Genomic DNA, 24139 nt, shown 5'->3' with positions numbered 1-24139 from the left:
TTGGCCTCAGGCCGTTCCCAAGTCCAATGAACTGATTTTTAATATTCCTTTATCGTCTAGATAAATCGATATTTATTCTTTTTAAATCAGCAAAAATCCATGCACAGTGGGCTCCATAAGCACTCACCAGGAGCCATACCATGAGCCTAAGACTGGGCGACATCGCCCCCGACTTCGAACAGGATTCCAGCGCCGGCAAGATTCGTTTCCATGAATGGCTGGGCGACAGCTGGGGAGTGTTGTTTTCCCACCCGGCGGACTTCACGCCGGTGTGCACCACCGAACTGGGCTTCACCGCCAAGCTCAAGGATGAATTCGCCAAGCGTGGGGTCAAGGCCATCGCCCTGTCGGTAGACCCGGTGGACTCGCACCACAAGTGGATCGAAGACATCAACGAGACCCAGAACACCGTGGTCAACTTCCCGATCCTGGCCGACGCCGACCGCAAGGTCTCGGACCTCTACGACCTGATCCACCCGAATGCCAGCGATACCCTCACCGTGCGCTCCTTGTTTGTGATCGACCCGAACAAAAAGATCCGCCTGACCATCACCTATCCGGCCAGTACCGGGCGTAACTTCCATGAAATCCTGCGGGTGATCGATTCCCTGCAACTGACCGACAACCACAAGGTGGCGACGCCGGCCAACTGGCAGGATGGGGATGAAGTGGTGATCGTGCCGTCGCTCAAGGACGAGGAAGAGATCAAGAAACGCTTTCCCAAGGGCTATCGCGCGGTGAAGCCGTACCTGCGTCTTACCCCACAACCCAATCGTTAAGGCGAATATCGCCATCGCGGGCAAGCCCGGCTCCCACAGTTGACCGCATTCCCCTGTGGGAGCCGGGCTTGCCCGCGATGGTGGCCTCATGAACAGCAAAGGCATCAAGTTGCAAACCTTCTCACACAGCAGGGGTTTTCAGGCCGTTCGACGGCCTTTTTTTTCGCCTGGCGATTGATTAAACACTTATGCATTTGTGGAATAAACAAATGAATAAATAAGATTTATAGATATATAAATCTGCTGATAAGGTCTATCCCATCTTGGCGCCATCGCCGCACAGCGAACCGCCGACACTTGCTCAAGGAATCTCCTGCATGCTGGTCGTAACACTTGGAGGCAGTCCCAGCCAGCGTTCCCGCTCTGGGGTCTTGCTGGATAAAACTCGTCAGTGGCTGCAACAGCAGGGCGTGGAAGTGGTGAGTTACCAGGTACGGGACTTCCCGGCTGAAGACTTGCTGCACGCACGCTTCGACAGCCCCAAGGTCATTGACCTGCTGCAACAAGTCGCCAATGCCGACGGCCTGGTGATCGCCACGCCGGTGTACAAGGCGTCGTTTTCCGGGGCGTTGAAGACCCTACTGGACCTGCTGCCGGAGCGTGCGTTGGCCCATAAGGTGGTGCTGCCGATGGCGACCGGCGGCAGCATCGCCCACATGCTGGCGGTGGACTACGCCCTGAAGCCGGTGCTGTCGGCCCTCAAGGCCCAGGAATTGCTCCACGGTATTTTTGCCGAAGACAGCCAGATCGCCTATGGCGAAGGCAGCGTGCAGGCGCAGTTGGTGCCGGTACTCGAGCAACGTTTGCACGAAGCCCTGGAGCAGCTCTACAGCGCCATGGCGCGCCGGCCAAAACCGCTGGACCCTGACGTATTGAATGAACGTTTGTTGAGTGCTCGCTGGAGCATCTGAGCCTCACCCCGAAAAGCTGGAAACCCTCACCTTACTCAGCCGACAACGGCCAAGCAGGTGCAGCCAAAACCCTAATCGCACAGTTGGAGAGAGCGCCATGCGCACTGTCATCTTGCGTCGTGGTCTGGTCGCACTCTTTGCTGCGGCTGTGTCCTTCGGCGCCATTGTTCAAGCCCACGCCGCCGAGACCTTGCGGATCGGTTATCAAAAATACGGCACCCTGGTGCTGCTCAAGGCCAAGGGCACCCTGGAAAAACGCCTGGCCGCCCAAGGTGTGCAGGTGCAGTGGACCGAGTTTCCCGGTGGCCCGCAATTGCTCGAGGGCCTGAACGTCGGCTCCATCGACTTTGGCGTTACCGGGGAAACCCCACCGGTGTTCGCCCAGGCGGCTGGCGCCGATCTGCTCTATGTCGCCTACGAGCCACCCGCGCCTACCAGCGAAGCGATCCTGGTGCCCAAGGACTCGCCAATCAAATCGGTGGCCGAGCTCAAGGGTAAAAAGGTTGTGCTCAACAAAGGCTCCAACGTGCACTACCTGCTGGTGCGTGCCCTGGAAGACGCCGGCCTCAACTACACCGACGTGAAGACCGTGTTCCTGCCGCCCGCCGATGCCCGTGCCGCGTTCGAGCGTGGCAGCGTGGACGCCTGGGTGATCTGGGACCCGTACCAGGCCGCCGCCGAGAAGCAACTGCAAGCGCGCACCCTGCGAGACGGCACCGGGATTGCCGACAACCATCAGTTTTACCTGGCCACCAAGCCCTACGCCGAGCAACACCCACAAGTGATCAAGGCGTTGGTGGAAGAGGTGCGTGCGGTAGGCGAATGGTCCAAGGCCAACCCGCAGGAAGTGACTGAGCAGGTCGCCCCACTGCTCGGCCTGCCGGCAGATATCACCCTCACTTCGGTGAAACGCCAGGGCTATGGCGCGCTGTTTTTGACCCCGGAAGTGGTCGCCGCCCAGCAGAAAATCGCCGACAGCTTCTACCAACTCAAATTGATCCCCAAGCCCTTGAGCATCAAGGATGTGATCTGGACGCCACCCGCCGCGGTTGCCAAAGCGCCGTAATCTGACTTCATTCAGGAGACAACTCCATGAGCCTCAATATTTTCTGGTTCCTGCCCACCCACGGCGACGGTCATTACCTTGGCACCGCCGAAGGCGCCCGCGCTGTCGACCACGGTTACCTGCAACAAGTGGCCCAGGCTGCCGACCGCCTGGGTTTCGGCGGGGTGTTGATCCCTACGGGTCGCTCCTGCGAAGACTCGTGGTTGGTGGCAGCCTCGCTGATCCCCGTGACCCAGCGCTTGAAATTTTTGGTTGCCCTGCGCCCCGGGATCATCTCCCCGACCGTGGCCGCGCGTCAGGCCGCGACTCTGGATCGCTTGTCTGGCGGTCGTGCGCTGTTCAACCTGGTCACCGGTGGCGATCCGGAAGAACTGGCTGGCGACGGTTTGTTCTTGAGCCATGAAGAGCGCTACCAGGCGTCGGTGGAATTCACCCGCATCTGGCGCCGTGTGCTGGAAGGCGAGACCGTGGACTACGACGGCGAGCACATCAGCGTCAAAGGCGCCAAATTGCTCTACCCGCCGATTCAGCAGCCACGCCCGCCACTGTATTTCGGCGGTTCCTCCGAAGCCGCCCAGGACCTGGCGGCCGAACAGGTGGAGATGGTGCTGACCTGGGGCGAGCCGCCGGCAGCCGTCGCGGAAAAGATCGCGCAGGTACGCGCCAAAGCCGCAAAGCTGGGGCGCACGGTGCGCTTCGGTATTCGCTTGCACGTGATCGTGCGCGAAACCAACGACGAAGCCTGGAAAGCCGCCGACAAACTGATCTCCCACCTGGACGACGAGACCATCGCCCGCGCCCAGGCGTCTTTGGCGCGTTTCGATTCGGTGGGCCAGCAACGCATGGCAGCCTTGCATGGCGGTAGCCGTGACAACCTGGAAGTCAGCCCTAACCTGTGGGCCGGCGTCGGCCTGGTGCGTGGCGGCGCAGGGACGGCGCTGGTGGGCGATGGCCCAACGGTTGCGGCGCGGGTCAAGGAGTACGCGGACCTGGGTATCGATACCTTTATCTTCTCCGGTTATCCACATCTGGAAGAGTCGTATCGGGTCGCCGAGCTGTTGTTCCCGCACCTGGATATCGAACGTCCCGAGCTGCCCAAAAGCGCCGGCTACGTCAGCCCGTTCGGCGAGATGGTCGCCAACGACATCCTTCCCAAAGCTGCGTCGCAGAGCTGAGGCGCCGTTATGGACTTAGAAAAAATCAGCCATCGCGTGGCGCCCTGGGCGCTGCCGATCTTATTGCTGGCGGTGTGGCAGTTGTCGGTGTCGGCGGGTTGGTTGTCGACGCGCATTCTGCCAGCGCCGAGTGCGGTGATCGAAGCCGGGGTGAACCTGGTGGTCAGCGGCGAAATCTGGACTCACCTGGCCATCAGCGGCTGGCGCGCCGGCCTGGGCTTTGTGATCGGTGGCAGCATCGGTCTGGCCCTGGGCTTTATCACCGGCTTGTCGAAGTGGGGCGAACGCTTGCTCGACAGCTCCGTGCAGATGATCCGCAACGTGCCGCACCTGGCGCTGATTCCGCTGGTGATCCTGTGGTTCGGCATTGATGAGACCGCGAAGATTTTCCTGGTGGCCCTGGGGACCTTGTTCCCGATCTACCTGAACACTTACCACGGCATTCGCAATGTCGACCCGGCGCTGGTAGAGATGTCGCGCAGCTATGGCTTGTCCGGTTTCAGTTTGTTCTGGCAAGTGATCTTGCCGGGCGCGCTGCCGTCGATCCTGGTGGGGGTGCGCTTTGCCCTGGGCTTCATGTGGCTGACGCTGATCGTGGCAGAAACCATCTCGGCCAGTTCCGGCATCGGTTACCTGGCGATGAATGCCCGTGAATTCCTGCAAACCGACGTGGTGGTGCTGGCCATCGTCATGTACGCCATCCTCGGCAAACTGGCCGACCTGGCAGCCCGTGGGCTGGAACGTGTGTGGCTGCGCTGGCACCCGGCGTATCAAGTCAAAGGAGGTGCAGCATGACCGCTCAACAACCTCCGCGCTTGTTGAAGGGTATCCCGTTGGCGGTGCGCAAATTGCGCAAGGCCTTTGGTACCCGCGAAGTGCTCAAAGAGATCGACCTGCATATTCCCGCAGGGCAGTTCGTGGCCGTGGTCGGCCGCAGTGGTTGCGGCAAAAGTACCTTGCTGCGCCTGTTGGCGGGGCTGGACAAAGCCAGTGGCGGCGAGCTGCTGGCCGGCTCCGCGCCGCTGCACGAGGCGATTGAAGATACACGGTTGATGTTCCAGGAAGCGCGCTTGCTGCCCTGGAAAAAGATCATCGATAACGTCGGCCTGGGCCTCAAGGGCGACTGGCGCCCCAAAGCGCTGGAAGCCCTGGAAGCGGTCGGCCTGGCCGAGCGCGCCAATGAATGGCCGGCGGCGTTGTCCGGCGGCCAGAAACAGCGCGTGGCACTCGCACGGGCGTTGATCCATCAGCCGCGCCTGTTGCTGCTTGATGAGCCGCTGGGCGCACTGGATGCCCTGACCCGCATCGAGATGCAGCAACTGATCGAAAACCTGTGGCGCAAGCACGGTTTCACGGTGTTGCTGGTGACCCACGACGTCAGCGAAGCCGTGGCGATTGCCGACCGCGTGATTCTGATTGAAAACGGCGAAATCGGCCTCGACCTGACCATCGACCTGCCACGCCCACGGGCCCGTGGTTCACACCGCCTGGCCGCGCTGGAAGCCGAAGTGCTCAACCGCGTGCTGTCGCTCCCCGGTTCCCCACCGGAACCCGAACCTGTTTCACCGCTGCCGACGCAATTGCGTTGGGCTCAATAACTCACACAGGAAAAACATCATGACGATTAAAGCCATCAACGTGCGTAACCAGTTCAAAGGCACCATCAAGGAAATCGTGGTCGGCGATGTGCTGTCGGAAATTGACGTGCAGACCGCGTCCGGCATTGTCACTTCGGTGATCACCACCCGTTCGGTCAAGGAGTTGGAGCTGGTGATCGGCAGTGAAGTGATTGCTTTTGTGAAGTCCACTGAGGTGTCGATTGCCAAGTTGTGATTGGCACTGTCCTGATCGTTCCCACGCTCTGCGTGGGAATGCCGCCTGGGGCGCTCCGCGTCCCGCTGTGCCAAAGGTGACGCAGAGCGTCACGGGATGTATTCCCACGCAGAGCGTGGGAACGATCAGCGCTTGGGCAGATAGGCCGGCAAATAAAGCCCCACATACGCATCAAACACCCGCATCCCTTCCTCCGCCATGCGCGGCGTAATCAGCCCATGCTGATGCACCGAGCGCGCGTACACGCGGTCGCTCAACTCCAACGCCAGGGCAAACACATCCACGTCGCTCGGTAGCGTTGGCACTTCAAAGTGGCGATTGAACACCGCCAGCATCAAGTCGCCCAATTCCAGATCATGCTGGCGATCGGCCTGGGTCACTTCGGTCAAGCCGTGCTGGGCCAGGATCAACTGGCGTGCCGCGGCATCGTTGCTGTAGATGCTGAGCATGCGTTGTTCGACGATGTAGGACAGGTCGCGCCAATGCTTGAGTGATTCATGCTCGATGGGCGCCTGGATGGCAGCGCGAAAGGCCGCGTGAACGTCAGCGGTCAACGCCTCCAGCAACGCTGGCACACTGGCGAAAAAGTGGTACACCGATGACGGTGGAATCTGTGCCCGTTCGGCCACGCTGTAGATCGACAAACTGGCCACACCTTCGGCGGCCAGCAAGGTGCGGGCGGCGTCGAGGATCGCATCGATCCGGGCCTGGCTGCGGGCGCGGGGTTTGCGAACAGTGGCGGGGCGGGTGGTCATGGATGTCTCCTACAAGGCAGCGGGCATTGTATGAGCAGGAAGGTTGTGTTGTCTGCCAGGCCGCTATCGCAGGCAAGCCAGCTCCCACATTTGACCGAGTTCAAGCCTTGAAATGCGATCCACTGTGGGAGCTGGCTTGCCTGCGATGAGGCAAACCCGGTTTCCCAAAATAAACCCATAAAAAAACGCCGCGGACCAAAGCCAGCGGCGTTCCTTCGACAGCTACCACCGCTTACACGGTATGCAGGTACCAGTTGTACTCAAGGTCGGAGATGGAGTGTTCAAACTCCTCCAGCTCACTTTCCTTACAGGCGACGAAGATATCGATGTATTTAGGATCGATGTACTTGGCCATTACCTCGCTGTCGTCCAACTCGCGCAAGGCATCGCGCAGGTTGTTCGGCAGGCTCTGCTCGTTCTGCTCGTAGCTGTTGCCTTCCACCGGAGCGTTCGGCTCGATCTTGTTGGTCAGGCCGTGGTGCACGCCCGCCAGTACCGAGGCCATCAGCAGGTAAGGGTTGGCATCGGCGCCAGCCACGCGGTGTTCGATACGCACGGCATCGGACGAGCCGGTGGGTACGCGAATCGCCACGGTGCGGTTATCCAGGCCCCAGCACGGCGAGTTCGGCACGTAGAACTGTGCGCCGAAACGACGGTAGGAGTTGACGTTGGGGCACAGAAACGCCATTTGGGCGGGTAGGGTCTCCAGCACACCGCCGATCGCGTGACGCAATGCGGCGTTCTGCTCGGGATCCTCGCTGGCAAAGATGTTCTTGCCGTCCTTGTCCAGAATGGAGATGTGTACGTGCAGCCCGTTGCCTGCCTGGCCTGGGTAAGGCTTGGCCATGAAGGTGGTGTCCATCTCATGGTCGTAGGCGATGTTCTTGATCAGGCGTTTGAGCAGTACCGCGTAGTCGCAGGCCTTGATCGGGTCGGCGACGTGGTGCAGGTTCACTTCGAACTGCGCCGGGGCACTTTCCTTGACGATGGCGTCCGCCGGGATGCCTTGCTCCTTGGCACCTTCCAGAATGTCCTGGAGGCAGTCGACGTATTCGTCGAGGTCGTCGATCAGGTAGACCTGTGTCGAGTGCGGGCGTTTGCCGGAGATCGGCGAGCGGGGCGGTTGCGGGCGGCCGTTCACGTTCTCCTGGTCGATCAGGTAGAACTCAAGCTCGAAGGCGGCGCAGATGGTCAGACCGAGGTCGTCAAACTTGGTAACAACTTGGCGGAGCACTTCGCGCGGATCGGCGAAGAAAGGTTCACCTTCGAGTTCGTGCATGGTCATCAGCAGTTGCGCGGTAGGGCGCTTTTGCCAGGGTTCATTGCACAGGGTGTCGGGGATTGGATAACAGATTCGGTCAGCATCACCGATGTCCAGGCCCAGGCCGGTGCTTTCCACCGTAGAGCCGTTGATATCCAGGGCAAATAAAGAGGCAGGCAGGTTAATGCCCTTCTCGTAAACCTTGTGGAGGCTGGTGCGTTCGATGCGCTTACCGCGCACCACACCATTCATATCCGCAATTAGAAGGTCTACGTACAGAACCTCAGGATGATCCTTAAGGAACGCGTTCGCTTCGTTAAGCTGAACGGCACGCGGGGGTACCGACATGATGCAACACCTTTGTTGTTAAAAATATCAATCATTGATCTTTTCTGGTTTCAGTCAACCCGAACGGCCTGCCGAAGTCAAGCGAGGCATTTTTTGCCCTAAAAAAGCGCCACGAAGCCTTTTTTGCGGGGTTTTGGGGCGATTTTTTGGGTTTGAGGGGCTTGGGACCTGCAGGCTTGAGCGGGCCGTGTAGGATTTTTTACGGGGGTGTTGTGTAAAAAAATGAACAAGGCTAAGCTCGATTCAAACCCATAACAGCAATAATACCGGGGTGCTTCATGTTTCACCTGCCGCCAATCGGCGTCTGCGCCTGCTCCAGCCAGGCTTTGTCCGCAGCTCGTTCGCCCCGTGTGAATGCCCAGGCACCGGCCAATATTCTTGACGGCCCGGCCGATCTCCTTTTTGCCATCTCCTACGCCACTGACCTGCCCTCATCCGCTGTGCCGATCGTGATTCTGCACAACTTTGGCCTGAGGAATGCAACCCATGGGCAAATGGCAGGTAAGCTCCTACCCTGAATGAAAAAACGACGCGGATGCTGCGTCAACCAACGCCTGGCCTTTAATGGATGCCAGGAAACCCAGCCCAGAGGCATTTATGAGTAACAACCTCGACCAGCTCACCGATTGGTTGAAAGACCACAAGATCACAGAAGTCGAATGCATGATTGGCGACCTCACCGGTATTACCCGGGGCAAGATCTCGCCGACCAACAAGTTCATTGCCGAAAAAGGCATGCGCCTGCCCGAAAGCGTTCTGTTGCAGACCGTGACCGGCGACTATGTCGAAGACGACATCTATTACGAATTGCTCGACCCGGCCGACATCGACATGATCTGCCGCCCCGACCAGAACGCGGTATTTCTGGTGCCGTGGGCCATCGAGCCGACCGCCCAGGTGATCCACGACACCTACGACAAGCAAGGCAACCCGATCGAGCTGTCGCCGCGCAACGTGCTCAAGAAAGTCCTCAAGCTCTATTCCGACCGCGGCTGGCAGCCCATCGTGGCGCCGGAGATGGAGTTCTACCTGACCAAGCGCTGCGAAGACCCGGACTTCCCGCTGCAACCGCCGATTGGCCGCTCCGGTCGCCCGGAAACCGGTCGCCAGTCCTTCTCTATAGAAGCGGCCAACGAATTCGACCCGCTGTTCGAAGACGTCTACGACTGGTGCGAACTGCAGGAACTGGACCTCGACACCCTGATCCACGAGGACGGCACCGCGCAGATGGAAATCAACTTCCGTCACGGCGATGCCTTGTCCCTGGCCGACCAGATCCTGGTGTTCAAGCGCACCATGCGCGAAGCCGCGCTCAAGCACGACGTGGCCGCCACCTTCATGGCCAAGCCCATGACCGGCGAGCCCGGCAGCGCGATGCACCTGCACCAGAGCATCATCGACATCGCCACCGGCAAGAACGTCTTCTCCAATGAAGACGGGACCATGAGCCAACTGTTCCTCAACCACATTGGCGGCCTGCAGAAATTCATCCCTGAATTGCTGCCTTTATTCGCCCCCAACGTGAACTCGTTCCGCCGCTTCCTGCCCGATACCTCGGCGCCGGTGAACGTGGAATGGGGCGAAGAAAACCGCACTGTCGGCCTGCGCGTCCCGGATGCCGGCCCGCAGAACCGCCGCGTGGAAAACCGCCTGCCGGGCGCCGACGCCAACCCGTACCTGGCGATTGCCGCCAGCCTGTTGTGCGGCTACATCGGCATGGTCGAAGGCCATAACCCGAGCGCGCCGGTGGTGGGCCGTGGTTACGAGCGACGCAACCTGCGTCTGCCGTTGACCATCGAAGACGCCCTGGAACGCATGGAAAACAGCAAGACCATCGAGAAATACCTGGGGCAAAAATTCATCACAGGCTACGTCGCGGTCAAGCGGGCCGAGCATGAAAACTTCAAGCGCGTGATCAGTTCGTGGGAGCGGGAATTCCTGCTCTTCGCCGTCTGATGCGCCGGGCGCGCCCTTCAAACGGCGCGCCCTTCACTGAAAAGTCTAGGAGATCGGTATGTCCAGCAACAACCCGCAAACCCGTGAATGGCAAGCCTTGAGCAATGATCACCATCTGGCGCCGTTCAGCGACTTCAAGCAATTGAAAGAGAAAGGCCCAAGGATCATCACCAAAGCCCGCGGCGTTTACCTGTGGGACAGCGAAGGCAACAAGATCCTCGACGGTATGGCCGGCCTGTGGTGTGTGGCGATCGGTTACGGTCGCGATGAACTGGCCGATGCCGCCGCCAAGCAAATGAAAGAACTGCCGTACTACAACCTGTTCTTCCAGACCGCACACCCGCCGGTATTGGAGTTGGCCAAGGTCATTTCCGATGTCGCGCCGGCCGGCATGAACCACGTGTTCTTCACCGGCTCTGGCTCCGAAGGCAACGACACCATGTTGCGCATGGTCCGCCACTACTGGGCGATCAAGGGCCAGCCCAACAAGAAAACCATCATTGCCCGCAAGAATGGCTACCACGGCTCTACCGTGGCCGGCGCCAGTCTGGGCGGCATGACCTATATGCACGAGCAGGGCGACTTGCCGATCCCGGGCATTACCCACATCGCCCAGCCGTACTGGTTTGGCGAAGGCGGCGACATGAGCCCCGAGGAATTCGGTGTGTGGGCCGCCAACCAGTTGGAAGAGAAAATCCTGGAGCTGGGCGTGGACAACGTCGGCGCCTTTATTGCCGAGCCGATCCAGGGCGCCGGTGGCGTAATTGTGCCGCCTGCCACGTACTGGCCGCGCATCAAGGAAATCCTCGCCAAGTACGACATTCTGTTTGTCGCCGACGAAGTGATCTGCGGTTTCGGCCGTACCGGTGAGTGGTTCGGTAGCGATTTCTACGACCTCAAGCCACACATGATGACCATCGCCAAGGGCCTGACCTCGGGCTACGTGCCCATGGGCGGCCTGATCGTGCGCGACGAAGTGGTGGCGGTGCTCAACGAAGGGGGCGATTTCAACCACGGCTTTACCTACTCCGGTCACCCGGTCGCTGCGGCTGTGGCCCTGGAAAACATCCGCATCCTGCGCGATGAAAAAATCGTTAACCGTGTGCACGAAGAAACGGCACCGTATTTGCAGAAACGTCTGAGGGAACTGGGCGATCATCCGCTGGTGGGTGAAGTACGCGGCGTCGGCATGCTCGGGGCGATCGAGCTGGTGCAGGACAAGGCGACGCGCAAGCGTCACGAAGGCAAAGGCGCCGGCATGATCTGCCGAACCTTCTGCTTCGAGAATGGCCTGATCATGCGCGCCGTGGGCGACACCATGATCATTTCGCCGCCGCTGGTCATCAGCAAGGCTGAAATCGACGAGCTGGTAACCAAGGCCCGCCATTGCCTGGACCTGACTTTGGCTGCCTTGCAGGGCTAAGTGCTAGGCTCAGTGCGCGGTGCATTGGGCAGTTAAAAATGCAGGGGCTTTGGTTGAAAGCCGGCCCCTGAACTTGCCAGACTGTCGCCCTGTTTTGTTGCCCTTCGGTTGGGCCGTAAAACATACAACGCTTGTGGCCCAAAAAAGAAAAAATTGGAGCATCACCAAATGAAGGCATTAGGTTTGAAGAACGCTGGCAAGACCCTCCTCGCCTTGTCCCTGATGGGCGCAATGGCGGGCGCGGCCCAGGCAGACAGCAAAGTGCTGCACGTCTACAACTGGTCCGACTACATTGCACCGGACACCATCGCCAACTTTGAAAAAGAGTCGGGCATCAAAGTGGTGTACGACGTTTTTGACAGCAACGAAACCCTGGAAGCCAAGTTGCTGGCGGGCAAGTCCGGCTACGACATCGTCGTGCCGTCGAACAGCTTCCTCGCCAAGCAGATCAAGGCAGGTGTCTACCAGGAGCTGGACAAGTCCAAGCTGTCCAACTACGACAACCTGAACAAATCCCTGCTCAAGGCCGTATCGGTCAGCGACCCGGACAACAAGCACGCCTTCCCGTACATGTGGGGCTCGATGGGCATCGGCTACAACCCGGAGAAGGTCAAGGCCGCACTGGGCGTGGACAAGATCGACTCGTGGGACGTACTGATGAAGCCGGAAAACATCGCCAAGCTGAAAAGCTGCGGCGTGAGCTTCCTCGATTCGCCAACCGAAATGCTGCCGGTAGCGCTGCATTACCTGGGCCTGCCGACCGACACTACAAAGAAGGCTGATCTGAAACAGGCCGAAGACCTGTTCATGAAAATCCGTCCTTCGATCGGCTACTTCCACTCGTCCAAGTACATCTCCGACCTGGCCAACGGCAACATCTGCGTGGCTGTGGGCTACTCGGGTGACATCGAACAGGCCAAAACCCGCGCGGCTGAAGCCGGTGGCAAGGTCAAGATCGCCTATGACATTCCCAAGGAAGGTGCTGGCAGCTTCTTCGACATGGTCGCCATTCCCAAGGATGCCGAAAACGTCGACGCTGCCTACGCATTCATGAACTACCTGCTCAAGCCAGACGTCATGGCCGCGATCACCAACAGTGTGCGTTTCCCGAACGGTAACGAGAAAGCCACCGCCCTGGTCGATAAAGACATCACCAGCGACCCGGGTATTTATCCGTCGGCCGAAGTGCAATCCAAGCTCTACGCCATTGCCGACATGCCGGCGGCAACTCAGCGTGAAATGACCCGTAGCTGGACCAAAATCAAATCCGGTAAATAACGCACAAACCTGTAGGAGCGAGCTTGCTCGCGAAAATCGTCAACGATAACGCAGCGCCTCTGGTCGCCCGCGTTGCCTGTGAGTTCTTCGCGAGCAAGCTCGCTCCTACAAACAGCGGCAACCGTACAGAAAATAAATGACAGAAAGTTTTGCCGGATCGGTTTATCGACGGTAAGTTGCGCGCCGGTTTTGTTGCCGGGCAACAACTTCAAGGCCCCAACTATTAAGAGGACCTCCACTTGCCAATTTCTTTATTTCGCAAAGCCATGCTGGTGGGTGCAGGTATCACGCTGGCTGCCAGCGTACAGGCCGCACCGACGGTGCATATTTATAACTGGTCGGACTACATCGGCCCCGACACCCTGGCCAACTTCGAAAAGGCCAGCGGTATCAAGCCTGTGTATGACGTGTTTGACTCCAACGAAACCCTGGAAGGCAAGTTGCTCGCCGGGCGTACCGGCTACGACGTCGTGGTGCCGTCCAACCATTTCCTGGGCAAGCAGATCAAGGCTGGCGCGTTCCAGAAGCTCGACAAGTCACTGCTGACCCACTACGCCAACCTCGACCCGGTACTGCTCAAACGCCTGGAAAAGAACGACCCGGGCAACCAATACGCCGTGCCGTACCTGTGGGGCACCAACGGCATTGGCTACAACGTCGACAAGGTCAAGCAAGTGCTGGGTGTCGACAAGATCGACTCCTGGGCGGTGTTGTTCGAACCGGAAAACATGAAGAAGCTGGCCACTTGCGGCGTGTCGTTCATGGACTCGGCCGATGAAATGCTGCCGGCAGTACTCAACTACATGGGCCTGGACCCCAACAGCACCAACCCGGCCGACTACAAGAAAGCCGAGGAAAAATTGCTGAAAGTGCGGCCCTACGTGACCTACTTCCATTCCTCCAAATACATCTCGGACCTGGCCAACGGCAACATCTGCGTGGCGGCCGGTTTCTCCGGCGATGTGTTCCAGGCCAAGGCTCGCGCAGCAGAGGCGGGCAAAGGCGTGAACATCGCCTACACGATTCCAAAAGAAGGCGGCAACCTGTGGTTCGACGTGCTGGCGATTCCCAAGGATGCCAGCAACGTCAAGGAAGCCCACGCCTTCATCAACTATTTGCTGCAGCCTGAGGTGATCGCTCAGGTCAGCGATCAAGTCGGTTACGCCAACCCTAACCCAGGGGCGGACAAACTGATGGAGCAATCGATACGCACTGACGCAGCGGTTTACCCACCGCAGGCGGTTCTCGAGCGGACATTCGTCAACTTTGAGCTACCCCCGAAAGTGCAGCGTTTAATGACCCGTAGCTGGACCAAGGTCAAGACGGGCAAGTAAGGCTCAAACTATCCAAGGCTGGCCCGCATTGGGCCGGCTGCACAGTTTTTTTTGGGAGTTTCGTAAATGGCAGTTGCCTCCGGCGCCTATAAGAAAGCCCTCGAGGGCGACCAAACACCGAAAAAGGTGCTGGTCAAAATCGACCGGGTCACGAAGAAGTTCGACGAGACGATTGCCGTGGACGATGTGTCCCTGGAAATCAAGAAAGGCGAGATCTTCGCCTTGCTCGGTGGTTCGGGTTCGGGCAAATCCACCTTGCTGCGCATGCTGGCAGGTTTCGAGCGCCCAACCGAAGGTCGCATCTACCTCGACGGTGTGGACATCACCGACATGCCGCCCTACGAGCGGCCGATCAACATGATGTTCCAGTCCTACGCCTTGTTCCCGCACATGACCGTGGCGCAGAACATCGCCTTCGGCCTGCAACAGGACAAGATCCCCAAGGCTGAAGTCGACGCACGCGTGGCCGAGATGCTCAAGCTGGTGCAGATGAGCCAGTACGCCAAGCGCAAGCCGCACCAGTTGTCCGGCGGCCAGCGCCAGCGTGTGGCGTTGGCTCGTTCCTTGGCCAAGCGCCCGAAACTGCTGCTGCTCGATGAGCCAATGGGCGCGCTGGACAAGAAGCTGCGCTCGCAGATGCAGCTTGAGTTGGTGGAGATCATCGAGCGCGTTGGGGTGACCTGCGTGATGGTGACCCACGACCAGGAAGAGGCCATGACCATGGCCGAACGCATCGCGATCATGCACCTGGGCTGGATCGCCCAGATCGGCAGCCCCATCGATATCTACGAAACCCCCACCAGCCGCCTGGTGTGCGAGTTCATTGGCAACGTCAACATCTTCGACACCCAAGTGGTGGACGACGCTGAAGGCCACGCGGTGCTCAAGTGCCCGGACCTGGACCGCGACATCTACGTGGGCTACGGCATCGCCACCTCGGTGGAAGACAAGTCGGTGACCTACGCCATTCGCCCGGAAAAGCTGCTGGTGACCACCGAAATGCCAACCTGCGAGCACAACTGGTCCAGCGGCAAGGTGCACGACATCGCCTACCTGGGCGGCCACTCGGTGTTCTACGTGGAGCTGCCGAGCGGCAAGCTGGTGCAGTCCTTCGTCGCCAACGCCGAACGCCGTGGCCAGCGCCCAACCTGGGGTGACCAGGTGTATGTGTGGTGGGAAGACGATAGCGGCGTGGTACTTCGCTCATGAACATGAAGAAATTCAAGCGGCGCTTGGATCGCATCGTGCCCAATGGCAAGCAGGTGGTCATCGGGATTCCCTTCCTCTGGCTGTTCCTGTTTTTCGCACTGCCGTTTTTCATCGTGCTGAAAATCAGCTTTGCCGAAGCCGATGTGGCGATCCCGCCCTATACCGAGATCTATACCTACGTTGAGCAAAAGCTGGAGGTGGTGCTGAACCTGGCCAACTACAGCTTGCTGGCGGGCGACGAGTTGTACATCGCCGCCTACCTGGGCTCGCTGAAGATGGCGTTTTTCAGCACGCTGCTGTGCCTGCTGATCGGCTACCCGATGGCCTACGCCATCGCCACCGCGCGCAAAGAGATGCAGACCGTGCTGGTGCTGCTGATCATGATGCCCACCTGGACCGCGATCCTGATCCGGGTGTATGCGTGGATGGGCATCCTCAGCAACAACGGCCTGCTCAATGGCTTCCTGATGTCCATGGGCTTGATCAACGAGCCGCTGCAGATCCTCAACACCAACATCGCGGTGTACATCGGCGTGGTCTATTCGTACCTGCCGTTCATGATCCTGCCGCTGTACGCCAACCTGGTGAAGCACGACCAGAGCCTGCTGGAAGCCGCCTCCGACCTGGGGTCGAGCACCTTCAACAGCTTCTGGAAAATCACCGTGCCGCTGTCCAAGAACGGCATCATCGCCGGTTGCATGCTGGTGTTTATCCCGGTGGTGGGCGAGTTCGTGATTCCTGAACTGCTCGGCGGCCCGGAAACCCTGATGATCGGTAAGGTGTTGTGGCAAGAGTTCTTCAACAACCGTGACTGGCCGGTGGCGTCTGCCCTGGCGGTGGTGATGCTGGCGATCCTGATCGTGCCGATCATCCTGTTCAACCGCAGCCAAGCCAAAGAGTTGGAGGGCAAGATATGAAACGCTTTCGTTTCTCCAGCTTCATGCTGGTCGCAGGCTTGTTGTTCATCTACCTGCCAATGTTGATCCTGGTGATCTACTCGTTCAACGAATCCAAGCTGGTAACAGTGTGGGGCGGTTGGTCGATCAAGTGGTACGTGGGCCTGTTGGACAACACCCAGTTGATGGGCTCGGTGGCCCGCTCCCTGGAAATCGCCTGCTACACGGCGGTGGCGGCGGTGGCGTTGGGTACCCTGGCAGCCTTCGTGCTGACGCGCATCAGCCAGTTCAAGGGCCGCACGCTGTTCGGTGGCCTGGTGACGGCGCCGTTGGTGATGCCCGAAGTGATCACCGGTCTGTCGCTGTTGCTGCTGTTCGTGGCCATGGCGCAGATGATCGGCTGGCCCCAGGAGCGTGGCATCGTCACCATCTGGATCGCCCACACCACCTTCTGTGCGGCGTATGTGGCGGTGGTGGTGTCGGCGCGCTTGCGTGAGCTGGACCTGTCGATCGAAGAAGCGGCGATGGACTTGGGCGCACGGCCGTGGAAGGTGTTCTTCCTGATCACCATCCCGATGATCGCGCCGTCGCTGGCTGCGGGCGGGATGATGTCCTTCGCACTGTCCCTGGATGACCTGGTACTCGCCAGCTTCGTGTCGGGCCCCGGTTCCACCACCTTGCCGATGGAAGTGTTCTCGGCGGTGCGCCTTGGGGTTAAGCCCGAGATCAACGCCGTGGCGAGCCTGATTCTGTTGGCGGTGTCGCTGGTGACCTTCCTGGTGTGGTTCTTCAGCCGTCGGGCCGAAGAGCATCGCAAGAAGGCCATCCAGCAGGCGATTGAAGAGGCTGCGGCGGATGGCTGGCAACAGCCGGACAAGCGCCGGGCGCCAGCACCGGTCTAACTGCCGGAACAGGGTGAAAATGTGGGAGCTGGCTTGCCTGCGATTGCGGTGTATCAGTCACTTATAAGATGCTGACCCACCGCCATCGCAGGCAAGCCAGCTCCCACAGTAGTTTTGCGGTGCTTATAAAATCGGGTTTCAGTCAGCCCACGGCGATGTGCGGATCACCTGCACAAAATTCATCGGCTTGAACCCAGGCTCCTGGTCCACCAGCACATCGGTCTTCACGTTGCCAAACGTGGTCTGCGGGCGATGGCGCAAGCCGTCGGCGAACGCGCAGATGATGCACTCCTTGAACCCTTCACCCCGTGGATGCGCATGCACCACCGCTTCGCGCTGCACGCTGCTGAAGGCGGCGTAGTCCATGCCCAGCACGTCCATCTCCACACCAGCGGTCACCAACGCCACCGTGGGGCGCAGGTGTTTCGGCACGCCCGGCGTGGTGTGCAGGGCGATGGACAACCACACTTGTTCAATATCGTCATCGCTCAACCCATAAGGCTTGAGGAACGCGGCGGCGGCGTTGGCGCCGTCCACTTCGAAACGCTCGTCGTCACTGCGGTGGCCTTCCACCAGGCCCAGGTCATGGAACATCGCGCCGACGTAGAGCAACTCCGGGTTGTAGGCCAACTGCTTGCGCTCACCGCTCAAGGCGCCGAACAGGAAGACCCGACGCGAATGGTGGTAGAGCAGGTCGGACTCGACGTCGCGGATGTATTCGGTGGTGGCCCGGGCCAAGGCGCTGTCAGGAATCTGGATACCGGCTATGGTGGTGCTCATGGTGGATCTCCTCTGGAAAGATTCCAGTCTGGTCCCATGACCCAGGAGCGGCTATCGCCACAGGGAGGCGATCCCGGCCAATGTGCCACCACATCGTGCCAAGCCTGTAAGCGATCCCCTGTGGGAGCTGGATTGCCTGCGATAGCATCACCTCGGTGTACCTGAGGTACCGAGGCGTCTGCATCGCAGGCAAGCCAGCTCCCACAAGGGATTGGTGTTTATTCAGTGGAAAAAGGTGTTTGTGAGTATGGGCAAAACCGTCGCCATCCTGATCTTTCCTGGTGTTCAGTCGCTGGACGTGACCGGGCCGATGGATGTGTTCTGCGAGGCCAACCGCTTCCTGGCGCCCGAGGCTCACTATCGGCTGGAAGTGCTCGGCTTCGGCCACGGCGCCATGGCGGCCTCCAACGGTTTGTCATTGCAGGCGCACAAGCACTACAGCGAAGCTCGGCAACCCTACGACCTGCTGCTGGTCGCCGGTGGCCCGCAGTTACCCTTCGACGATTTCGGCCCCGAGTTTGACGCCTGGCTGCGCACTGCCGCCGCTAAGGCACAGCGCTTCGGCTCGATCTGCAACGGCGCCTTTATGCTGGCCCGTGCGGGCCTGCTGGACGGTAAGACCGTCACTACCCACTGGAACGACGCCGCCAGCCTGGCGCGCCTGTGCCCCTCTGCCCAGGTCGAAGCCGACCGTCTCTATGTGCAGGATGGCAAGCTCTACACCTCCGCCGGGGTCACGGCAGGTATCGACCTGTCGTTGTATCTGCTGGCCCAGGATCACGGCCCGGAAGTCGCCCTGAGCGTGGCCAAGCGCCTGGTGGTGTTCACCCAGCGCTCGGGCGGGCAATCGCAGTTCAGCCCGTTCCTAACCCCCCATGCCGAAACCACCTCGGCGGTGGCGCTGGTGCAGCTGTACGTGTTGGCCAACCTGACGGGAGACCTGACCATTGCCGACCTGGCCAAGGCGGCCAATATGAGTGCACGTAATTTCTCCCGGGTGTTTGCCCGTGAAGCGCGGATTACGCCGGCGGAGTTTGTCGAGAGGGCGCGTGTGGATGCGGCGCGGGTGATGCTTGAAAGCAGCCATGCACCGCTTAAAACCGTGGCCTATCAATGTGGCTTTCGCGACGCCCAGCACATGCGCAGTGTGTTCAACCGCCGGCTGGGCGTCACGCCGCAACAGTTCAGGCTTAACTTTGCGGCGCCGGTTTGAGCGATGATCGTTCCCACGCTCTGCGTGGTAACGCCTCTTGGGACGCTCTGCGTCCCCGCTTTTAAGGGCGGACGCGGAGCGTCTACGGCTGCATTCCCACGCGGAGCGTGGGAACGATCATCGGGCGGGCAGCAGTTTCAAGGTGCCGCGGGTATTGGCCGTCACTTCCTCATCACTGAAGTGCGCCTGCTCGTACCTTCCCTCGATATAGCTCTGCGCCTGGTCGCCATAGTGCGTATCAAACGGCACACCGCTTTGCCCCACCGGGTTGATGGTGAGGGCGTGGGTCGGGTCGGCGAAGTCGATCAGGCGCCGTGTCGACGGGCCGTAGGTCACCGGCCACGGTGCCGGGCCAATCAGCGCGGTCTGGTTGTTCGGAACCTCATGGCTGCCCGGCGCCGGGAACGGGCCGACGTTGAAAATTTTATCCAGCGGCTTTTGCAGGCCCAGCGGGTGGCCGTGGGTCAGGGTGTGCGCCTTGCCCCACTGCCATTGCGCCGGGTCATCGCCGAACGTCGCCTTGAGGTGGGCCAGGCTGTTGTCCCAGGCGAGCTTGACGGTATCGGCGCGGTTGCCGTTCCACCAGGGCGAGTCTGCCGATGCGGCCAGGCGGGGCAATGCGGCGTCGATCACGCGGGTGCCGAGCAAGGTCTTGAACAAGGCATCGCCGAGTTTGGGGTGAAAGGTCGCGTCGCTGAGGTTGAACAGCAACTGGTTGAACAGCGTGGCGCTGGTGGAGTCCAGCGGGTAGTCACCCTTCCAGTTGGCAAGCTGTTCCACCAATTTGAGTTGCGCCGGGTCCTTGACCACCTCGCGCAGCACCGGCAACAGCGGCGCCAGCAGGCGCGTGCCGTAGGCGGTGGTGGTGCCCAGTTGCAGGGCCTGGCTGTTGGTCACATCCCACTTCACGCTTTTGTCGCTCAACTGCACGTTCAACTGCTGGCCACGATCCGCCAGGTTGTAATAGCCGGGGATCGGCATGCCGGTGGGCGATGCTGGCTGGGCATTGGCGGACACCACATAGCCGCGCGGCGGGTTTTCTTCCTGGGGGTTGGCACTGAAGGGGTAGAAACCCAGCTTGTCGGCCTGGGCGGTACTGCCGTCGAGGATGAACGCCGGGTTGACGCCGGCCGGGCGGATCGGCAACTGCGCCGCCGCCCACCAGCCGATATCGCCCTTGGCGTTCGCCCACACGATGTTCAGGCCCGGCGCCGAGACCTTCGCGGCCGCGGCACGCGCCTTGGCCAGGGTATCGGCACGGTTGAGCTGATAGAAACCATCGAGGATCGGGTTTTCGCTGTCGAGGAACGCCCACCACATGGCAATCGGTGTGCTGCCGGCGTTCTCACCGAGCACATCGTTGATGATCGGGCCGTGGGGCGAGCGGCGCAGGGTGAGGGTCACCGGCGCCTGGCCCTTGACCTGGATCTGCTGCTCGCTGCTGCTCATGTCCACCCATTGGTCGTGATACCAGACCTGGTTGGGGTTGTTTGGGTTGACCTTCTCGGCGACCAGGTCGAGGTCGTCGTTCTGGAACATGGTCAGGCTCCAGCCGAAGTCCAGGTTGTGCCCCAGGAACGCCACCGGTACCAGCGCGTTGTGGTAGCCGTATAGCTCGAAGCCTGGCGCCGACAGTTGCGCCTCGTACCAGACCGAAGGCACCGAAAAACGGATATGAGGGTCACCCGCCAGCAACGGCTTGCCACTTTGGGTATGGCTGCCGCTGACGGCCCAGGCATTGCTGCCTTCGAACTGCGGCAGGCCGTTGTCGGCCAGGGCCTGTTCGCTCAGGGCGGCGATGGCGCCAAGGGTCTGCCAATCGCTGGCCGCCAGGTTGAGTGCGCCCTTGGGTTGCCAGTCGAGATCGAAGACCTTCAAGTAGTCGCTGCCCAGCCGGTCACGCACATAGGTCAGCACCGGCTCGGTGCGAAAGGCCGCGGCAAAGCTGTAGGCCATGTACCCGGCGACGCTGATGCTGTCTTCGGCGGTAAACGGGCGCTTGGCGATGCCCAGCACATCGAACTCCATGGGGCTGGCGTGGCTGTCCTGATACTGATTGATCCCGTCCAGGTAGGCTTGCAGGGCCTTGGACGAGGCTGAGCCAGGGTCCATATGCTCCACATAGCTTAAGGCACGCTCGCGGATGCGCAGGCTGCGAAAGAGCTTATCGGTGTCCAGCAGCTTGGGCCCCAGCACCTCGGCCAGTTCGCCACGGGCCAGGCGCCGCATGATCTCCATCTGGAACAGGCGGTCCTGGGCGTGCACATAGCCCAGGGCGCGGTACAGGTCGGCTTCGTTCTCGGCGCGGATATGCGGTACGCCACGGTCGTCGTAACGCACCGTGACCGAGCCTTGCAGGTGCGCCAGCGTCACCGTGCCCTGGCGCGTAGGTTGTTTGCTGTAGACGTACCAACCGGCGCCCAGGGCGACCAGCACAATCAGCACCGCAAAAACCTGCAAGACGCGCTTCATGAACATTCCTTACCAAAGTGGACGGGCTACAGATCCTTAGGCCACGAACAATAGCAGCCTACCGCGAGGGTGTGAGTGGCATTCACGTCGCGTCCGGTTCCAAGGGCCTTGAGAATTGGCTCGATAAAACTGTTGCTGGCGTTGCAGGTCAGGCCTTCGCTATAGGGGCCGAAATACGCCAGCTTGCCGGTGCGGTCCCAAATGCCCACGGCCGGGCTGGCGGGTATCTGGTCGGCGCCGGGCAGGGTATCAAGGACTTTCAGGTGGCGCAGGTTCTCGGGCAACTGGCCGTGGCTGCCGGGTTTTTGCAGGGCATAGAACTCCACGCCCTGGGGCGCGTACTGCTCGATCAACTCGCCCAGGTGTTGCTGGTTACCGACATTGCACGGGCAGGCCGGGTCCCAGAAGTGCACCAGACGAATCGGGCCAGGGCCGCTGAGGGCGGCAGGCAGTTGCAGCGCATCGCCGGAAAATACCGCCGTGTGTTCGCTGAAGGCGCGCAGGTAGCGGCCCTGGAACCAGTCATACGCAGCCCACAGCACCCCCGCGCAGATAACCAGGATCAGGCTGGCGAACAGGGCATTACGGTAGGGCGGTCGCATTGGATGTATCCTCGCAGGTCGCGTAGCTTGCCATGCTTGTCCTGACAGATGAATATCGCAGCTCGATATTCATCTTCACCGCAAGTCTGGAAGCCTTTATGCCCGTCACCTTTGACCCTGATCATCTGCGCGAAAGCTTGCGCCCCCTGGTGGATGCGCAGCCGCTGTCAGCCGAGGCGAGGGTTTACCAGCGTTTCTACGGGCTCGACCTGGCCGCACGCCAGGTGCCGGCGGTGAGCCGCCTGGGGCGTTTTGAGGTGGATGGGTTTGAGGTGGTGGCCCAGGTCTGGTGGCCGCCGGCGCCGGTGGCGACGATGTTCCTGTTTCACGGTTTCTACGATCACATGGGGCTGTATCGCCATGTGGTGGATTGGGCGCTGGACCAGGGCTTCGTGGTGATCGCCTGCGACCTGCCGGGCCATGGCTTGTCCAGCGGCGTGCGCGCCAGCATCGATGACTTTGCGGTGTACCAGAGCGTGGTGCAGGCGTTGTTCGTCGAGGCCAAGGCTTTGCAATTGCCGCAACCCTGGCACCTGTTCGGGCAAAGCACCGGCGGCGCCATCGTGGTGGACCACCTGCTCAACCACGGCGCCCAAAGCCCGGCCCAGGGCAAGACCTTCCTGCTGTCGCCGTTGGTGCGGCCGCGTGCCTGGGGTTGGTCGCAGGTCAGCTATTACCTGCTGCGCCCCTTCGTCAAAGGCATCGCCCGGCGTTTCAGCGATAACTCCAACGACCCGGCGTTCAAGCCGTTCCTGGAAGCCGACCCGCTACAGCCTCGCCAACTGCCTACCGCCTGGGTGGGGTCGCTGGCGCGCTGGATCAAACGCATCGAAGCCGCACCCCGCAGCCCCCGGCGCCCGGTGATCGTGCAGGGTGAGGAAGATATGACGGTGGACTGGCAGCACAATCTGCAGGTGTTGCGGGGTAAGTTCGATCAGCCTGAGGTGTTGATGCTCAAGCAGGGTCGGCATCACTTGGCCAATGAAATTCCGCAGATTCGCTATGAGTACTTCAGTTTTCTCACAAGCCACCTGAAATAACGCAATCCAAATGTGGGAGCTGGCTTGCCTGCGATAGCGGTGTAACTGACAGATCGCAATCGCAGGCAAGCCAGCTCCCACAGGGTTTACTGCGTCAGGCTTGAGGTGCTCTGGCCAACGGCAAGCCCTGCGCGAATGGCGGCAAGGGCAGCCTGGTAATACGCCTTGCCCTCCGGCGACTCGGCAAAGGTGGCGAACTCTTCCAGCTCCGGGTCGGACAAATCCCGATAGACATACAGCAAGGTATTGTTCAAATCCTTGTCGATCTGCTGCATCAGCCGCTCGCGCTGGCCATTCAACATGCCTTGTGCCTGGCCACCGCCTAGCAAGCCGGGGATCATCTGGCTCAAGCTGTCGGCCGCCACGCCCGCAATCGCCAGGCTGACCTCGGCACCGGCCTCGCGGGCAGGCAGGGCCTGGGCCAGGTGGCCGATGATCAGGCTGCGGGTGGCATCGGCTTCGAGTTTGGGCAGGCCCTGGGCGTTTTTCGCCAATTGGTCGCGGCGCGTGGCCAGCAACTCGGCGGCGACAATCTTGCGGCCCAGGGGCGATTGGAAAAACGCCAGGGCAGGTTTCGGGTCGGGCAAGTGCTTGCGCAGTTGCGCCTCGGCACGCTGGTCCATGGCCTGGGCGGCAAAGCGTTTATTGCTGTTGTCCACCAGCGCCTGGTACACCACTGGCGGCAGGCTATTGCGGTAGCGCTGCTGGGCGGCACTGAGGGCGTCATTGAAGTGCGCACGTTGTTCGGCCCAGCCGGCGACCTTATACAACTGGTCATGGCCGTCTGCCCAGGCGGGCAAAACGCAGAACATCAACACAGAAAAAAACAAACGACGCATAAGGACTCCTGTCAGTCGGCCACTATTGTCCGTGTCGGGCGTAGGATTTGTCGAGAAGTCCTATCAG

General features: G+C 60.5%; 23 protein-coding genes. 17 read left to right on the top strand and 6 right to left on the bottom strand.

Going from position 1 to position 24139, the window contains the following annotated elements; all coding sequences use genetic code 11:
- Window positions 1-140 precede the first annotated feature (140 nt).
- From QK296_RS00585 to QK296_RS00555, 7 genes are all read left to right on the top strand, one after another.
- Window positions 141-779 carry a peroxiredoxin gene (locus QK296_RS00585; protein ID WP_003195267.1) on the top strand — a complete coding sequence of 213 codons (639 nt, stop codon included), beginning with the start codon at window positions 141-143 and terminating at the stop codon, window positions 777-779.
- A 317-nt stretch (window positions 780-1096) separates the two neighbouring features.
- Entirely contained in the window at window positions 1097-1690 is a 594-nt protein-coding gene (gene ssuE / locus QK296_RS00580; RefSeq protein WP_003195265.1) for an NADPH-dependent FMN reductase, read from the top strand.
- Window positions 1691-1787: 97 nt separating this feature from the next.
- Window positions 1788-2756, top strand: a complete 969-nt coding sequence (locus tag QK296_RS00575) for a sulfonate ABC transporter substrate-binding protein (RefSeq protein ID WP_034134016.1) — start codon at window positions 1788-1790, stop codon at window positions 2754-2756.
- Between the two features lie 26 nt (window positions 2757-2782).
- Entirely contained in the window at window positions 2783-3931 is a 1149-nt protein-coding gene (ssuD, locus tag QK296_RS00570) for an FMNH2-dependent alkanesulfonate monooxygenase (protein WP_003195260.1), read from the top strand.
- Between the two features lie 9 nt (window positions 3932-3940).
- Window positions 3941-4726: an aliphatic sulfonate ABC transporter permease SsuC gene (ssuC, locus tag QK296_RS00565; RefSeq protein WP_094773945.1), complete on the top strand. Its 786-nt coding sequence runs from the start codon at window positions 3941-3943 to the stop codon at window positions 4724-4726.
- Window positions 4723-5529, top strand: a complete 807-nt coding sequence (ssuB, locus tag QK296_RS00560) for an aliphatic sulfonates ABC transporter ATP-binding protein (protein WP_003195256.1) — start codon at window positions 4723-4725, stop codon at window positions 5527-5529. The genes ssuC and ssuB overlap by 4 nt, the downstream gene beginning before the upstream one ends.
- Before the next feature lie 19 nt (window positions 5530-5548).
- A complete protein-coding gene (locus QK296_RS00555) occupies window positions 5549-5764 on the top strand; it encodes a TOBE domain-containing protein (protein WP_003176783.1) in 216 nt (71 codons plus the stop codon).
- 125 nt (window positions 5765-5889) lie between these two features.
- Here the strand turns inward: QK296_RS00555 and QK296_RS00550 are convergent, their stop codons facing one another.
- Window positions 5890-6519, bottom strand: a complete 630-nt coding sequence (locus QK296_RS00550) for a TetR/AcrR family transcriptional regulator (protein WP_019817784.1) — start codon at window positions 6517-6519, stop codon at window positions 5890-5892.
- Window positions 6520-6751: 232 nt separating this feature from the next.
- Window positions 6752-8128: a glutamine synthetase family protein gene (locus tag QK296_RS00545; RefSeq protein ID WP_003195252.1), complete on the bottom strand. Its 1377-nt coding sequence runs from the start codon at window positions 8126-8128 to the stop codon at window positions 6752-6754.
- 278 nt (window positions 8129-8406) lie between these two features.
- On the opposite strand from QK296_RS00545, the gene QK296_RS00540 reads away from it, so the two are divergent.
- From QK296_RS00540 to QK296_RS00505, 8 genes are all read left to right on the top strand, one after another.
- Entirely contained in the window at window positions 8407-8646 is a 240-nt protein-coding gene (locus QK296_RS00540; RefSeq protein ID WP_080765515.1) for a hypothetical protein, read from the top strand.
- Window positions 8647-8725: 79 nt separating this feature from the next.
- Window positions 8726-10084, top strand: coding sequence for a glutamine synthetase family protein (locus QK296_RS00535; RefSeq protein ID WP_003195249.1), 1359 nt, complete (start codon window positions 8726-8728; stop codon window positions 10082-10084).
- A gap of 58 nt (window positions 10085-10142) precedes the next feature.
- Entirely contained in the window at window positions 10143-11507 is a 1365-nt protein-coding gene (locus QK296_RS00530; protein WP_192002069.1) for an aspartate aminotransferase family protein, read from the top strand.
- A 183-nt stretch (window positions 11508-11690) separates the two neighbouring features.
- Window positions 11691-12785, top strand: a complete 1095-nt coding sequence (locus QK296_RS00525; protein WP_032897707.1) for a polyamine ABC transporter substrate-binding protein — start codon at window positions 11691-11693, stop codon at window positions 12783-12785.
- Between the two features lie 239 nt (window positions 12786-13024).
- Window positions 13025-14119 carry a polyamine ABC transporter substrate-binding protein gene (locus tag QK296_RS00520; RefSeq protein WP_003195242.1) on the top strand — a complete coding sequence of 365 codons (1095 nt, stop codon included), beginning with the start codon at window positions 13025-13027 and terminating at the stop codon, window positions 14117-14119.
- 66 nt (window positions 14120-14185) lie between these two features.
- A complete protein-coding gene (gene potA / locus QK296_RS00515) occupies window positions 14186-15328 on the top strand; it encodes a polyamine ABC transporter ATP-binding protein (RefSeq protein WP_003195240.1) in 1143 nt (380 codons plus the stop codon).
- Window positions 15329-15363: 35 nt separating this feature from the next.
- On the top strand, window positions 15364-16245 hold the full coding sequence (locus tag QK296_RS00510) for an ABC transporter permease subunit (protein WP_169855749.1): 882 nt from the start codon (window positions 15364-15366) through the stop codon (window positions 16243-16245).
- Window positions 16242-17126, top strand: a complete 885-nt coding sequence (locus QK296_RS00505; protein ID WP_003195236.1) for an ABC transporter permease subunit — start codon at window positions 16242-16244, stop codon at window positions 17124-17126. Before QK296_RS00510 ends, QK296_RS00505 begins: the two co-directional genes overlap by 4 nt.
- 138 nt (window positions 17127-17264) lie before the next feature.
- Here the strand turns inward: QK296_RS00505 and QK296_RS00500 are convergent, their stop codons facing one another.
- Window positions 17265-17906, bottom strand: a complete 642-nt coding sequence (locus QK296_RS00500; protein WP_069558179.1) for an HD domain-containing protein — start codon at window positions 17904-17906, stop codon at window positions 17265-17267.
- Between the two features lie 247 nt (window positions 17907-18153).
- Between QK296_RS00500 and QK296_RS00495 the strand changes: the two genes are divergently transcribed.
- Window positions 18154-19119 (top strand): GlxA family transcriptional regulator, encoded by a 966-nt coding sequence (locus QK296_RS00495; RefSeq protein ID WP_003195232.1) that lies wholly within the window; start codon window positions 18154-18156, stop codon window positions 19117-19119.
- Window positions 19120-19236: 117 nt separating this feature from the next.
- On the opposite strand, the gene QK296_RS00490 is transcribed toward QK296_RS00495, so the two are convergent.
- The gene (locus QK296_RS00490) at window positions 19237-21591 is read right to left on the bottom strand and encodes a penicillin acylase family protein (protein WP_003195230.1); all 2355 of its coding nucleotides are present in this window, start codon (window positions 21589-21591) and stop codon (window positions 19237-19239) included.
- Window positions 21592-21617: 26 nt separating this feature from the next.
- Window positions 21618-22193, bottom strand: coding sequence for a DUF6436 domain-containing protein (locus QK296_RS00485; RefSeq protein WP_282390475.1), 576 nt, complete (start codon window positions 22191-22193; stop codon window positions 21618-21620).
- Window positions 22194-22291: 98 nt separating this feature from the next.
- Between QK296_RS00485 and QK296_RS00480 the strand changes: the two genes are divergently transcribed.
- Window positions 22292-23233, top strand: a complete 942-nt coding sequence (locus QK296_RS00480; RefSeq protein ID WP_034134012.1) for an alpha/beta hydrolase — start codon at window positions 22292-22294, stop codon at window positions 23231-23233.
- 86 nt (window positions 23234-23319) lie between these two features.
- Here the strand turns inward: QK296_RS00480 and QK296_RS00475 are convergent, their stop codons facing one another.
- On the bottom strand, window positions 23320-24072 hold the full coding sequence (locus QK296_RS00475; RefSeq protein ID WP_003195224.1) for a DUF2059 domain-containing protein: 753 nt from the start codon (window positions 24070-24072) through the stop codon (window positions 23320-23322).
- Window positions 24073-24139 lie beyond the last annotated feature (67 nt).

Source organism: Pseudomonas sp. AL10, from assembly GCF_029960685.1.
Taxonomy (GTDB): domain Bacteria; phylum Pseudomonadota; class Gammaproteobacteria; order Pseudomonadales; family Pseudomonadaceae; genus Aquipseudomonas; species Aquipseudomonas lactis.
This window is presented reverse-complemented; position numbering and strand designations above follow the sequence as displayed.